At 74.9% G+C, this 13,551-nt stretch carries 12 protein-coding genes; 6 read left to right on the top strand and 6 right to left on the bottom strand.

What is annotated here, in order from left to right; translation table 11 throughout:
• Positions 1 to 47: 47 nt before the first annotated feature.
• From B082_RS0131545 to B082_RS0131530, 4 genes are read right to left on the bottom strand one after another with little or no spacing between them, the layout of a single operon-like run.
• Positions 48 to 1,382, bottom strand: coding sequence for an AAA domain-containing protein (locus B082_RS0131545; protein WP_018555782.1), 1,335 nt, complete (start codon positions 1,380 to 1,382; stop codon positions 48 to 50).
• Positions 1,379 to 2,989, bottom strand: coding sequence for a hypothetical protein (locus tag B082_RS0131540; protein ID WP_018555781.1), 1,611 nt, complete (start codon positions 2,987 to 2,989; stop codon positions 1,379 to 1,381). Before B082_RS0131540 ends, B082_RS0131545 begins: the two co-directional genes overlap by 4 nt.
• Complete coding sequence (locus B082_RS0131535) at positions 2,980 to 4,119, bottom strand: hypothetical protein (protein WP_078622713.1); 1,140 nt, start codon at positions 4,117 to 4,119, stop codon at positions 2,980 to 2,982. The genes B082_RS0131540 and B082_RS0131535 overlap by 10 nt, the downstream gene beginning before the upstream one ends.
• Positions 4,049 to 5,020, bottom strand: a complete 972-nt coding sequence (locus B082_RS0131530) for a phosphatase PAP2 family protein (RefSeq protein ID WP_051094738.1) — start codon at positions 5,018 to 5,020, stop codon at positions 4,049 to 4,051. The genes B082_RS0131535 and B082_RS0131530 overlap by 71 nt, the downstream gene beginning before the upstream one ends.
• Before the next feature lie 280 nt (positions 5,021 to 5,300).
• Here B082_RS0131530 and B082_RS0131525 point away from each other — a divergent pair, with 280 nt between their 5' ends.
• Entirely contained in the window at positions 5,301 to 5,897 is a 597-nt protein-coding gene (locus B082_RS0131525) for a histidine phosphatase family protein (RefSeq protein WP_018555778.1), read from the top strand.
• A gap of 164 nt (positions 5,898 to 6,061) precedes the next feature.
• Here B082_RS0131525 and B082_RS0131520 read toward each other — a convergent pair whose 3' ends face one another.
• Positions 6,062 to 7,426: a hypothetical protein gene (locus B082_RS0131520; protein WP_018555777.1), complete on the bottom strand. Its 1,365-nt coding sequence runs from the start codon at positions 7,424 to 7,426 to the stop codon at positions 6,062 to 6,064.
• Positions 7,427 to 7,682: 256 nt separating this feature from the next.
• Between B082_RS0131520 and B082_RS0131515 the strand changes: the two genes are divergently transcribed.
• Together B082_RS0131515 and B082_RS0131510 are read left to right on the top strand one after the other, a co-directional pair.
• A complete protein-coding gene (locus tag B082_RS0131515) occupies positions 7,683 to 8,084 on the top strand; it encodes a hypothetical protein (RefSeq protein ID WP_051094731.1) in 402 nt (133 codons plus the stop codon).
• 78 nt (positions 8,085 to 8,162) lie between these two features.
• The gene (locus B082_RS0131510) at positions 8,163 to 9,080 is read left to right on the top strand and encodes a spermidine synthase (protein WP_018555775.1); all 918 of its coding nucleotides are present in this window, start codon (positions 8,163 to 8,165) and stop codon (positions 9,078 to 9,080) included.
• Positions 9,081 to 9,130: 50 nt separating this feature from the next.
• Here B082_RS0131510 and B082_RS0131505 read toward each other — a convergent pair whose 3' ends face one another.
• A complete protein-coding gene (locus B082_RS0131505) occupies positions 9,131 to 9,673 on the bottom strand; it encodes a hypothetical protein (RefSeq protein WP_018555774.1) in 543 nt (180 codons plus the stop codon).
• 70 nt (positions 9,674 to 9,743) lie between these two features.
• Here B082_RS0131505 and B082_RS0131500 point away from each other — a divergent pair, with 70 nt between their 5' ends.
• The 3 genes from B082_RS0131500 to B082_RS0131490 all read left to right on the top strand — a co-directional run bounded on the left by B082_RS0131500 (position 9,744) and on the right by B082_RS0131490 (position 13,522).
• Positions 9,744 to 10,448, top strand: coding sequence for a response regulator transcription factor (locus B082_RS0131500; RefSeq protein ID WP_018555773.1), 705 nt, complete (start codon positions 9,744 to 9,746; stop codon positions 10,446 to 10,448).
• Positions 10,445 to 11,866 carry a sensor histidine kinase gene (locus tag B082_RS0131495; protein ID WP_018555772.1) on the top strand — a complete coding sequence of 474 codons (1,422 nt, stop codon included), beginning with the start codon at positions 10,445 to 10,447 and terminating at the stop codon, positions 11,864 to 11,866. Before B082_RS0131500 ends, B082_RS0131495 begins: the two co-directional genes overlap by 4 nt.
• 180 nt (positions 11,867 to 12,046) lie before the next feature.
• Complete coding sequence (locus tag B082_RS0131490; RefSeq protein ID WP_018555771.1) at positions 12,047 to 13,522, top strand: cellulose binding domain-containing protein; 1,476 nt, start codon at positions 12,047 to 12,049, stop codon at positions 13,520 to 13,522.
• The last annotated feature ends 29 nt before the right edge of the window (positions 13,523 to 13,551 follow it).

Genomic DNA, 13,551 nt, shown 5'->3' with positions numbered 1-13,551 from the left:
AGACCCCCGCAAGGGCGCCCCGGGAGCCGAGTGCGCCCCCGGCGCACTCAACAAGCCCAGCGCACGCGGTGTTCCGCCAGATGCGCCAGCACCGCGTGGTTCGCCTCCCAGCCGTCGGGGAACTTCACCGTGACGCCCAGCTGGACCGGCTCCGTCGACGGATGCTCGTCCAGCAGATCGGCCACGCCCTCGCGGCAGACCACGACGCAGGCGTGCCGGTGCCGGGAAGCCAGGACGCAGAGCCGGCCCGTCTCCAGATGGAACGCGGTGGCGTCCGGGCGGCCCGACAGCGGGTGCAGCACCACCGTCACGTCGAACTCCCGGCCCTGGAGCCGGTTCGCCGTGTCGACCGCGACCCCCGCCACGCCCAGCTCCGCAAGCGCCGCGCGCACCGCCGCCGCCTGGTCGCGGTGGGCCGTGCCGACCGCGACCCGGTCCGCCGTCACCGGGGCCGGCTCCGGGGCGCGCTCGCTGGTGGCCGCGCCGCCCCGGTCCAGGAGCCGGCGCACCACCAGCGCGACCGCCCGCACCGCCTCCGGGTCGGTGCGCGGGGTGTGCCGGGCCGGTAGCTCCAGCAGCCCCCAGCCCGACTCCGCCGCCTCGTCCAGTACCCGGTCCGCCGCCGAACCGTCCGAGGCCACCCCGAACGACAGCCGCCGGTCGCCGTGATCCGTACCGCTGCGGAACGGCGTGTACGGGTAGAACGCGTCCGACACCAGCGGCGCCGCCGAGGCCGGCAGCCGCCACGAGACGGGCAGCCGGTGCTGCGGCAGCTCCGGATTGTGCGCGAGCAGCGTGCTCACCGCGCTGGCCGACGGGTCGTAGCTCAGCCCCGCCCACTGGTCCGCGCCGACGATCGAGAACGGGTCCAGCTGCCCCGGGTCACCGACGAACAGCGCCCGCTCGAAGAGGCCCGCCACGGCCAGCAGCGCGTCCGAACGCATCTGGTACGCCTCGTCCACGATCGCGTGGCCCCACGGCTCCACGTTCTTCACATGGGCCCACTTCGCCGCCGTCGAGATGACGACGTCGAGCCCCGCCAGATCCGCCGCCTTCGCCGACTTGCGCACATTCTCCAGGCCGTCGAGCACCTTGTCGTACGGGTCGGAATCGCTGCTGTGCAGCCGGCCGACCGGGAGTCCGGGGTCCTTCTCGGCGAGCCGCACCACCAGGTCGTCCACCTGTGCGTTCGTCTGCGCGACCACCATCAGCGGGCGGCCCGCGGCGGCCAGTTCCAGCGCGGCGCGCACCACCAGCGTCGACTTGCCCGCGCCCGGCGGGGAGTCCACCACGACGCCCCGCGCCGTGCCGTTCAACGTGTCGTCCAGAATCGCGGCGGTCGCCAGGCCCGCCGCCGCCCCCGGGTCGAATACGGCCGTCACAGCAGGTCCTCCGGGGTCACGGGGTCGGGGCGCTCGGCCGCTTCGACGGCGCCGGGCGGGCCGCCGTGGGTCCACGGCGTCTCCTCCGCGTCCGGCAGTTGCGGCCCGCCGCGCTGGTCGTGCTCGAACAGGGTCCAGGAGATCCGGTCACCCGGCTCCGGGACCGACCCCGGGGCGGGCTCCTTGCCGCGCCCCATCCGGTCGGTGATCCGCAGCACCAGCGAGGGCGCCCCGCCCTCCTCGTCCGCCGGGCCGTGCCCCACGAACTCCGCGGTCTGCGGCTTGCCGTCCAGCGAGCGGTAGACCTTCACCCGCTCGCCCAGCTGCGGACGCTCATCGGTCCGGACCGTGACCAGCGGGCGCGGAGAGGGCCGCTTCGACTCGCTGTACGCCATCTCCACCGCGCTCACCTCTCCGACGAACGCCTCCCCGGCCAGCCGGCGGCCCGCCAGCACCAGCGGATCGTCCAGCGCCTCCTGGGCCTCCAGCTGCGCCTGCGCCGTCTCCCGCGCGGCCAGCTTGCGGGCGGCCGTCACCGCGTCGTCCCTGCGCGGCTGGGGCGGCTCACCGGCCCGCACCCGGTCGCGGTGGGCGGTGAACGACCAGCGGTCCCGGGTCCAGCGGTCCTCGGTCCTGGCGCCCTCCGGCAGCTCCCGCAGCAGGTCCAGCCCCCGCCACACCGCGTCCCAGGTCGGCCGCAGCACCCCGGCGAGCAGCGCCCTGATCTCCCGCTCGGCGCCGGTCAGCCCGGCGAGCCCGGCGTCCGCCGCCAGGCCGTCCTCAGCCGCCGCGAGCGAGGAGCGCGCCCGGTCGTACTTCTCGATCGCCGGGGCCAGCAGCCGGTTGTCGAAGTCCGGGTCGGTGGCGGGACCGGCCGGCGGGCACAGCAGCTGGCCCCCCGCGTCCCGGGCCAGCTCGGCGCGGAGCGCGGCCTCGGCGCCCGACTCACCGGCCGGCGGATCGATCCAGGCCAGCAGGGCCCCCAGATGCTGGTCCTCCAGATTCGACTGGCCGGTCGCCCAGTGCCGGTTGAGGAGGTCGGTGCAGGCGAGCAGGAGCGAGGAGCCCGGGACCCGGGCCCGCTCGCCGTAGTGCGTCAGCCAGCGGCCCAGCAGCGGGACCCGGGCCGGCGCCGGATACGGGGTGTCCGGGTCGTCCTCGGCGGTGCGCCGGAACCGCATGGAACGCCCCAGCAGCCGGACGAACTCGATGCCCGCCCGGCTCGGCACCACGATCTGCGCCGCGTCCACACACAGCTCGGTCTCGACCCTGACCCGCTTCCCGGTCGCGGGATCGGTCTCGTTCCGCTCGGCCGGCTCGATGACGTCGGCGTACGCCTCGATGTGCGGCAGGACCGCCTCGGCCAGGTCGGCGAGGAAGGCGAAGCGCAGGTCCCGGTCGCGCGGCTGGGCCACGGCCAGCAGCCGGGGCGCCTCCCGGTCGGTGCCGACGAGGGCGCCCAGCGGGGCGCCCGCCTCGCCCGCCGTGGTCAGCGGCACCAGGACGAGCGGCCGGGCGGTCAGCCGGCGGTGGCGGACCGTGGCCGTCGGCCGGGCCCGGCCGCTCTCCACGGCCTCCAGCCGGGCCAGCGTGCTGATCAGTGACATGCGACGCGGCCCTCCAGCGCCTCGGCGCGCAGGGCCGCCGCGCGGCGCAGGGCGGCGACCGCGGGATCGGCCGGATCGCCCTCCTTGCCCGCGGCCGCGGCCAGCACCCCGGCGACCGTCGTCAGCCCGCCCAGCTCGCCCCGCACCCCGCGCCCCAGCGACTCCACGGCCCCCTCGGCGCGCGCCCGGGACCGGCAGTGGAACGCCAGCTCGCACGAGGACAGGCACTCCGGCGCATAGGCCGCGGTCACCGACTCGACGGCCGTCTCCAGCTCCTCGGGGGAGCGCTCCGGGTCGAACGTGGTGCCCTCGGGCAGCGCCGCCGCGATCTCGTCGACGCGGGTGAGCCTGGTCAGCTGCCTGCGGGTCACCGCGCGCTGCTTGCGTACGTCGACGACGGAGGCGGCCGGCAGGTTCGAGAAGTCCTTCGGGCACACCAGCAGCACCCGGTGGCCGACCCGCGCCCCGTCCGTGACCTCCGCGACCCGTTCGAGGGCCAGCACGTACACCGCGGACTGGCGGGCCGCCGCGCCCACCTTCGCCGCGTCGGCCGAGCCGTCGATCATCGGGAACGACTTGATCTCCACCACGGTCCAGGTGCCGTCGGGGTGCACCACCACCGCGTCCGGCTCCAGATAGGCAGGGGAGCCCGCCACCTCCAGGGCCAGCATCGGGTGGTCGAGCAGCGCCCAGCCGCCCGCCCGCGTCGCCTCCCGCAGGGCCAGCGCGGTCCTGGCCGCACGGCCCTCGGGCCCGGCGGCCGTCAGATCGGGCACCGCGACATCGCGCGGCGGTTCGCCGGGGCCGCCGAGGCGCTCGTACAGCAGGCGCATCAGCTCCGTACCGCCGTCGGCCTTGACCCTGGCCTCGAAGGCGTTGCCCCGCATGAAGGCGAACTGGGACTGGCCGAAGGGGGCCGGGGAGCCCAGCGCGGTGGCGAGCGCGCCCTTGTCGACGCCCGCCCCGTCGAGCAGGGCGCGGCGCTTGCAGCCGGGGTTGGCGGCGAGGGCCGCGAGCGCGCGGGCGTCCAGCGGGCGGGGGAGCGCGGGGCCCCTCAGCTCAGCGAGCCGCTGTCGCAGGGTCCCCCTCGGGGGCTCGTCCGGCCGGGGCGGCGGCGTCTGGCCGGGCAGGCGGACCGGCCGCGGCTGCCGCGTCGGATGGTTCTGCGGAGGAGGTCCGCTGGCCGGGGATTCGCTCACCCGCCGAAGTCTTGCACCCGGCACTGACATCCGGGGACCCGCCGGACGCGAGCCCGGCCGCGAAGCGGGGGAGCACGGCCTGCTTGACCCGGTCGGCCAGGCGCATCACGGGCCGGGCCAGCAGGGCCCCGACACCCATCACGGCGGCGCCGGCGACGGCGTCCAGCAGGTAGTGGTTGGCGGTGCCCATCACCACGAACGCCGTGATCAGAGGGTAGGCGACACCGGCCGCCCGCAGGAGCGGGTGCTTGGCGTGGCGCCACAGCAGGATGCCGCACCACAGCGCCCAGCCGACGTGCAGGCTCGGCATCGCCGCGTACTGGTTGGTCATGCCGCCCATGCCGCGCGGGGCGCTCGCCTCCGTGCCCCACCACCCGTACGAGCTGTACTGGGCCATCGTGTCGACGAAGCCGTGCCCGGCGGCCAGCAGCCGCGGCGGGCAGGTCGGCATCAGGGTGAAGCCGATCAGGCCGAGCATGGTCGAGGTCATCAGCCAGGTGCGTGCCCTGCGGTACGCGGCCGAGTGGCGCCGGAACATCCAGATCAGGACGGCCGGGGTGACCACGTAGTGCAGCGAGGCGTAGGCGAAGTCGGCGGGTATGCCTATGGAGGCGTGCGCGGTGAAGAGGCGGTTGAGCGGGTGCTCGGCGTTGAGGAAGAGGGTCTTCTCCAGGTGCAGGATGCGCAGCCCGTGGTCGACGGCCGTTGAGACGTCGCCGCGCGCCAGGAGCCGGCCGCCGGAGTACGCCGCGTACACCAGGGCCAGGAGCGGCAGCTCGGTCCACCAGCGGGGCCGGTGGCGCGGCGCGGGCGCGGTGGTGGCATGCGGCATCCGGAAGTTCTCCATCATGTGTTCATGCGGCCGACTGCGGGCGTTCAACCGTACGGTGCGGGTCGGCCGCGGTTCCCCCGGGGGTGTGGTCGGCACCCCTCAGCTGTGCGGATCGCTCTGTGGACAGTGGGACGCCGCTGCGGCCCCCCGGGTTGCCTCGCGGGCAGGTGCGGGATGATGGAAAACCGGACGATCCGTTCGTCTCTGCTCCGTTGCTCCGCTCCGTACCAAGATTTCAGATTCCGCATCTCAGGTCTCAGCTTTTCGGGAGAACCCTCTTATGGCACCGCGCATCCTGCTCGCCCGGCACGGGCAGACGGAATGGTCCCTCAACGGCAGGCACACCGGCAGGACGGACATTCCGCTGCTCGACGCCGGCCGGGACGGGGCCAAGCTGCTCGGCGAGCGGCTGCACCGGGGGCCGTGGGACGGGCTGTCCGGCCTGGAGATCCGCACCAGCCCGCTCGTACGGGCCGCCGAGACCTGCGGGCTCGCCGGCTTCGGCGACCGGGCCGAGCCGTGGGACGCGCTGATGGAGTGGGACTACGGGGCGTACGAGGGGATGACGCCGGCCGAGATCAAGGCGGGGCGGCCGGACTGGTTCATCTGGCGCGACGGGGTGCCGGAGGGGGAGACCCCGGCCGAGGTCGCCGCCCGCGCCGACGAGATCGTCGACTGGGCGCGCTCGGCCGACCGCGACGTGCTGGTCTTCGCCCACGGCCACATCCTGCGGGCGCTGGGCGCGCGGTGGCTGGGCGAGGACATCTCCTTCGGCGCCCGCATCTGGCTGGCCCCGACGTCGCTCTCCGTCCTCGGCTGGGCGTACGGGGCGCCGGCGATCCAGCGCTGGAACGACACGGGGCACCTTGAGCGGTGAGCACCGCCGGCTCGTCCGGCCTGCCCACCGGCCCGGGGCCCCGGAAGCCCTGCCCGGCCCGGGGGCAGCGGTTCCGCCCTCGAACGCCGGACGGGCTGGGTTTTTCCGGGGCAACGGTTCCGTCCTCGAACGCCGGACGGGCTGGAAGGGGCCGGGCCGGGGCGTTACGTGGCGGACGTCGCCGCTCGGTGGCGGTCCACGAAGTCCTGGATGTCCGTCGTGCCCCGCCCTCGCGGTTCCAGGACCGTCACCGCGTCCGTCAGCATCGTGCGGATGCGCGAGGACCGGACCTGTTCCAGGAGGTCAAGGACCTCGTGGCCCGTGGCCGCCGCCTCCTCCGCGAGGCCCGCGTGGGCCAGGTCCACGGTGAGTTCGGCCCGGTACAGGGCGAGGTTCCGGGTGAAGTGGGGGTCCTGCGTCCGCACCGCCCGCCGTGCGTGCCGCGCGGCCCGCGACCACTCGCCCAGCGCCGCCCAGCACTGCGCCTCCAGCATCTCCAGCTCCGCCTCGCGGAAGAAGCTCATCCACTCGGGGTCCGCCCCCGACGGCCCCCGCGAGAACGCGGTGTGCGCCCGTCCGAGCGCCCGCTCGCAGCCCGTGCGGTCCCCGAGCCCCGCCCGGCCCCCCGCCTCCCGCAGCGTGAGCAGCGCCCGCAGCCGGGGTGAGCCCAGCGGCTGGGCGGCCCGCAGCCCCGCCTCCGCCGCGCGCACCGCCTCGCGCGGCCGCCCCGTGTCGCGGGCCAGGAACGACGCGTTGCAGAAGGCGTGCGCCTCCAGGGCCGCGTCCCCGGCCACCCGTGCCGTGGCCAGCGCCTCCGCGTAGTGGGAGCGGGCGTCCTCGAAGCGGGCCGAGTCATGGGCCAGCCACCCCACCGAGATGGCCAGCTCACCGGCCCCGGAGTGCAGCCGGTCCGCCGTGGCGCCCCGGCTCGCGGTCCCGGCGTCGAGCAGCGCGTACGCCGCCCGCAGCGGCTGCGCGGCACGCCGGTAGAGCCGGTCGCCGCCGTGCCGGTCGTCCAGCAGCCGGATCTCCCGCACCGCCCTCTCGACGGCGCTCACCTCCGCCTCGCCGAACCGGCGCTGTGTGGGCAGGGACGCGGACGCCGGGCCGCCGAGGCCCAGGCCCAGGGAAGCGGAGGCCACCGCGGTGGTGCCGCTCGTCATGAATACGCGACGCAGCACGTCGCACTCCTCGTCGGTGTCGCTGCCGGGTGCGAGCAGCGGGGCAGTCGGGGGTCGCGGGACGTCGGCGGGGGGCCTCGCCGCCCGGCCGCGTACCGACGCACGCGGCGAGAAGCCGAGGTCCTCCAGGGCCGCCCCTGGGAACATGTGCAGGAAGACCCGCTCGTACGCGTAGTTGGGACAGCGGATCTCGCCGGACTCCACGCGTCCGATGTACCGGGCGTCGCACGCGACCTGTTCGCCGATCTCGCGCGCGGCCCTGCGTACCGCCGCGGCGAACTCCCCGGCGGAGCGCGAGCCGCGCAGCCGCCGGAAGGCGAGGTTGGGAACTGCCCGTGTCGACACCATGGCGGGGCCCTCTCTGGTGCGAGCCGGGCGTCGTTTCCGGGGTCCCGGCGGAGCAAGAACGTACCCGCTGTGATGAGGCACACACGCAGCGTTTCCCTATAAACCGGGCATCTCGCCCGCGATCCGCCATGAACTGCCACCCTTTGCGGCGGTGCTGCACCGTAGCCCTTGACGGGGTTGGGGCGTTGGTCCATGCGGAGACGGGGTCCGGCTCCACCCCGGCGATGAGAGGAGAGGTCCCTTGTTGCATGTCGACATGGCGACCGGCTCGCGGACGACCGCGACGGCCAGCACTACAGCACCAGCCGACGAACCCTGTGATCTGGTGACCGTGCCCGCCCGGCAGGGTCTGGAGGCCGTCGACATCCTGCGCCGGGGCGCGGACCAGGAGGCCGTGGGCCCGGTCATCCACGACGGCGCCTGCGACACCCTCGGGTTCCTGGTGCCGCCCGGCACCGCCCAGGGCTGGGACGTACCGGGCAGCGCCTGTACGCGGACCGACGGCCGCGGGCTGCGCATCCCCGCCGAGCCGCCGGTCTCCGGCAGCGGCTGGCTGCTGCCGCCCGCCGAGAACATCCCGGTCACCGACCCGGCGGTGCTGCGGGCCGCGCTCGACCAGGCTGCCCGGCTGATCGAGGCGGCCGACAACTGCTGCTGAGCTCATAATGGCCGGACGGCGGGTCGCACCGATCGGCCCGTCACCGGACGCGATGAGCAGTGAGCAGGGCGAGAAGCAGTGGCACGTCGAGGAGCGGCCGGCGGCGACCGCAAGCAGCGCGCGGAACGCAGGGCCGACCGCAAGGGGGCCCGAGACCAGGCAGCGGCCGGAAACGTCTCCGAGCAGGTCGACGGCGGCCTCGCCGAACTCGTCCCCGACCGGGAGCGCCGGCGTGCCTGGACGCTGACGATCGACGGCGCCCCGCAGTCCCATGTCGACCTGGACGACCCGGAGTACCTCTCCTTCGAGTACCAGCGCCGGATCGGCCACATCGCCGACCTGGCCGCCCCCGCCGGGCAGCCGCTGCACGTCGTGCACCTGGGCGGCGGGGCGTTCACCCTCGCCCGGTACATCGCCGCCACCCGGCCCCGCTCCACCCAGCAGATCGTCGAGGCGGACGCCGCCCTCGTCCAACTGGTGCGCCGCGAACTGCCGCTGGACCCGCAGGCCAGGATCAGGGTCCGCGCCACCGACGCCCGCGCCGGGCTCGGCAAGGTCCAGGACGGCTGGGCCGACCTCGTCATCGCCGACGTCTTCAGCGGCGCCCGCACCCCCGCCCACCTCACCACCACCGAATTCCTCGCCGAGGTGCGCCGCGTCCTGAAGCCCGGCGGGAGTTACGTCGCCAACCTCGCGGACGGGCCGCCGCTGGCCCACCTGCGCGGCCAGATCGCCACCGCCGCCACCGTCTTCCCCGAACTCGCCCTCGCCGCCGACCCCACGGTGTGGCGGGGCCGCCGCTTCGGCAACGCCGTCCTGCTCGCCTCGGACACCGCCCCGAAGACCGCGGAGCTGACCCGCCGGGTGGCGACCGATCCGCACCCCGGACGCGTCGAACACGGGCGGGCGCTGGCCGACTTCACCGGCGGCGCGGCCCCGGTCCACGACGCGGACGCCCGCCCGTCACCGCCGCCGCCCCCGTCCGCCTTCCACTGACGAGGCCGGACCGGCCCCATGACGTGACGATTCACCCCGCCGGACAGGCCCTATGACGTGACGATGTCCACCAGGGGCGCGTGGTCGTTCCAGGTGCAGTAGACGGAGACCGTCGTGCCGTCGTCCCGGGCGAAGTTCACCCTGATCCACGTCGTGTTCGCCCAGACCCGCACCGACCAGCCCGGTTCCGGGGTCGCGGACACCAGCCGCGCCGACTCGGCGCCGATCTCGAACACGATCCGGCCGCCGTCCGTCGCGTAACTCTTCGCCGTTCCGGCCGACGCGGTGGCCCCGGACGCCGGACCTGGCGTGTTCGCCGGGGTGCGCGACGGCGACGGCGCACCGGACGGGGAAGCGGCCGGCTTCGGGGTGGTGGCCCGGGGCGACGGGGCCGGTGAGGCCGAAGGGGACGGGGCGGGGCGGTGCGTGGAGGACGTCAGGGGCTCCGAGGAGGGCGTCTGGACCGGCACCGCTCGCGGCGGGTCGTACACCGTCCCCGCCAGCACGGCGTGCACGCCCCACCAGGACACCGCGACCGCCCCGCCGGTGGCGAGCGACCACGCCAGCGCGTGTACGAGACCTCGTTGCATCATCAATATCCTGCACCACGAACCCGGGAGACCCGACACCCCCGCACGGGCCCGATGGCGTACGGTGCCGCCCATGCCCAGTGTGCTCGTGGTCGAGGACGACCAGTTCGTACGATCCGCCCTCATCCGGCACCTGACGGAGGCCTCCCACACCGTACGGAGTGTCGGCACCGCCCTCGAAGCCCTGCGCGAGGTCGCCCACTTCCGCTTCGACCTGGTCATACTCGACCTCGGACTGCCCGATCTCGACGGCTCCGAGGCCCTGAAGATGCTGCGCGGCATCACCGACGTCCCCGTCATCATCGCGACCGCGCGCGACGACGAGAGCGAGATCGTCCGGCTCCTCAACGACGGCGCCGACGACTACCTCACCAAGCCGTTCTCCGTGGAACACCTCTCGGCCCGGATGGCCGCCGTGCTGCGCCGCGCCCGGTCCGCCGGCGGCGAGGCACCGCCCCCGCGCGTCATCCGGGTCGGCGGCCTCGCCATCGATCCGCTGCGCCGGCAGGCCGAACTCGACGGCTCCGCACTCGACCTCACCCGCCGCGAGTTCGACCTGCTCACCTTCCTGGCCGGGCGCCCCGGCGTCGTCGTCCCGCGCAAGGAACTCCTCGCCGAGGTGTGGCAGCAGTCCTACGGCGACGACCAGACCATCGACGTCCACCTCTCGTGGCTGCGCCGCAAACTCGGCGAGACGGCCGCCAGGCCCCGCTATCTGCACACCCTGCGCGGCGTCGGCGTGAAGCTCCAGCCACCGGCCCCGGAGCGGCCCGCATGAGATGGGCCCTGGTCAAGGTCTGCGTGGCCGTCACCGCGATGGTCGTGATCGCCTTCGCCGTGCCGCTGGGGCTCGTCGTCCGGGAGATGGCCCGCGACCGCGCGTTCACCGACGCCGAACGCCAGGCCGCGACGATCGGCCCCACCCTCTCCATCACCACCGACCGGACCAAGCTCGAAACGGCCGTGCTCACCACCGAACCGGGCGCGGCCGGCCGGATGGCCGTCCACATCCCGGCCTCCGGCGAGGCGGACGGCGCCGCGGCGGACATCGGCCGCGGGCGCGCCACCCGCGAGGACCTGGAGACCGTAAGCACCTCGGGCCGCGCCGCCGTCACCGAGGTGGCCGGCGGTTCGGTGCTGCTCCAGCCGACCGCGCTGGGCTCCGGCGGCATCGCGGTCGTGGAGGTCTTCGTCCCCGACGACGAGGTCTCCCACGGGGTCGCCACGGCCTGGCTGATGCTGGCGGGCGTGGGCATCGCGCTGATCGTCGGCTCGGTCGCGGTGGCCGACCGCCTCGGCGTCCGCATGGTCGAGCCCGCCCGGCGCCTCGCGGGCGCCGCGCACGACCTGGGGGAGGGGCGGCTCGGCACCCGGGTCCCGGAGGAGGGCCCGGCCGAACTGCGCTCCGCCGCCGTCGCGTTCAACTCCATGGCCGACCAGGTCGTCCAGCTCCTCGCCAACGAGCGGGAACTCGCCGCCGACCTCTCGCACCGGCTGCGCACCCCGCTCACCGTCCTGCGGCTGAACGCCGCGTCCCTCGGCGAGGGCCCGGCCGCCGAGCAGACCAGGGCGGCCGTCGAACAGCTGGAGCGCGAGGTCGACACGATCATCAGGACCGCCCGCGAACAGCGACCGCAGACCCAGCCGGGCGGGCCCGGGGCCGGCTGCGACGCCGGCGAGGTGATCCGCGAACGGATGGCCTTCTGGTCCGCGCTGGCCGAGGACGAGGGCCGCGAGGTGCGCCTCGCGGGGGTGGACCGCACGGTACGCATCCCGGTCGCCCGCGCCGAACTGGCCGCCGCGCTCGACGCGTTGCTCGGCAACGTCTTCCGGCACACCCCGGAGGGCACCGCCTTCGCGGTCGACGTGCACCACAGCGGGGACGCGGTGATCGTGCTCGTCTCGGACGCGGGGGGCGGCATCGCGGACCCGAAGGCGGCCCTGGCGCGCGGCGGCAGTGGGCGCGGCCGGGCCCGGGGCGAGGTGGGCTCCACCGGTCTCGGCCTGGACATCGTGCGCCGGGTCGCCGAGTCCACCGGCGGTGACGTGCGCATCGGCCGCTCGGTGCTCGGCGGCACCGAGGTGCGGGTCTGGATCGGGCTCGACGGGCAGCGGCCCGAGCGGCGCGGGCGCGGCCACCGGGTCGGCCGGCAGCGGCGCGGGGCCAAGCGGCGCGGCACCCAGGGCGTGGCCTGAGCGCAGGGCGCGTTCCGGGCTGTTCCGTGCGCCGGGCGGTCCGAACCTTTAGGGCGGCCGATGCGCCCCTTAAGCCAACCCTAAGAACATCAACTCGGGCCCGGATCACCCCGTTCGCCCCTTTCGCTGCCGCTAGCGTGCTCCCGCATCCCCACTTCCGTACGACGAGGCAGGAACGCGATGGGCACCAGCACGCACCGGCGCACGGTGGGCACCAGGACGAAGGCGGTCGGCGCCGTCGTCGCCGCGGCCGTGATCGGCGGAACGGTCTTCGCCCTCACCGGCACGGCCCAGGCCGCGGCGGTCGGGGCCGCCTACACCCGGACCAGCGGCTGGAGCGGCGGCTACACCGGGCAGTACGTCGTCACCAACGACACCGACCGGGCCAAGAGCGATTGGACGCTCGAATTCGACCTGCCGGCGGGCACGAGGCTCAGCTCCCTGTGGAACGGTGAGCACACCGTCAGCGGCAGCCACGTCACGGTCGGGCCGGCCGACTGGGACAAGGAGCTCGCCGCCGGAGCCTCCGTCACCATCGGCTTCGTCACCAGCTCCGACGGCACGGCCGCCGACCCCACCGGCTGCCTCATCGACGGCGAGAAGTGCTCCGTCGACACCGGGGCGACCCCCGAACCCAGCGGCCGCCCCACCGAGACCGCGACCTCCGCCCCCACGGACACCCCCACCGACGAGCCCACCGACGAGCCCACTCCCACCCCGACCCCCACACCCACCAGGACCGACGACGGCGGCGGCACGGCGAGCGGCGCCCGCTTCGCCCCGTACGTCGACACCTCGCTCCACCCGGCGTACGACCTGCTGGACACCGCCTCCAGGACCGGGGTGAAGGAGTTCAACCTCGCCTTCATCACCTCCGGCGGCGGCTGCGCCCCGCTCTGGGGCGGGGTCACCGGCCTCGGCGACGACCAGGTCGCCTCCCAGATCGGCGCCCTGCGCGCGGCGGGCGGCGACGTCCGGGTCTCCTTCGGCGGCGCCGCCGGCTCCGAGCTGGCGCTGAACTGCACCTCGGCCGCCGACCTGGCCACCGCCTACGGCAAGGTCGTCGACACCTACGAGCTGACCAAGGTCGACTTCGACATCGAGGGCGGCGCGCTGCCCGACGCCGCCGCCAACACCCGCCGCTCCCGGGCCATCGCCCAGCTCCAGAAGTCCCACCCCGGCCTGGACGTCTCCTTCACCCTGCCGGTGATGCCCGAGGGCCTGACCCAGCCCGGCGTCGACCTCGTAGCCGACGCGAAGAAGAACGGCGTGGACGTCGGGGCCGTCAACATCATGGCGATGGACTACGGCGCCGCCTACAGCGGCGACATGGGCACGTACGCCGTCCAGGCCGCCACCGCCACCCAGGCCCAGATCAAGGGCGTGCTCGGGCTCTCCGACGCGGACGCGTGGAAGGCCGTCGCCGTCACCCCGATGATCGGGGTGAACGACGTCAGCACCGAGGTCTTCCAGGTCGAGGACGCCACCCAGCTGGTCGCCTTCGCCAGGGAGAAGGGGCTGGCCCGGCTCGCGATGTGGTCGGGCACCCGGGACAAGGAGTGCGCGGGCGGCGCCAAGCCGGCCGCCGACGCCACGTGCAGCTCCATCACGCAGGAACCCCTCGCCTTCACGAAGGCGTTCGCCGCCTACGAGTAACCACGCTCCCCGTCACCCCACGAACCATC

It is taken from the genome of Streptomyces sp. ATexAB-D23, assembly GCF_000373645.1.
In the GTDB taxonomy this organism is placed as follows: domain Bacteria; phylum Actinomycetota; class Actinomycetes; order Streptomycetales; family Streptomycetaceae; genus Streptomyces; species Streptomyces castrisilvae.
Note: the sequence above shows the minus strand (reverse complement) of the source record. Positions and strands in the feature narration are given on the sequence as shown.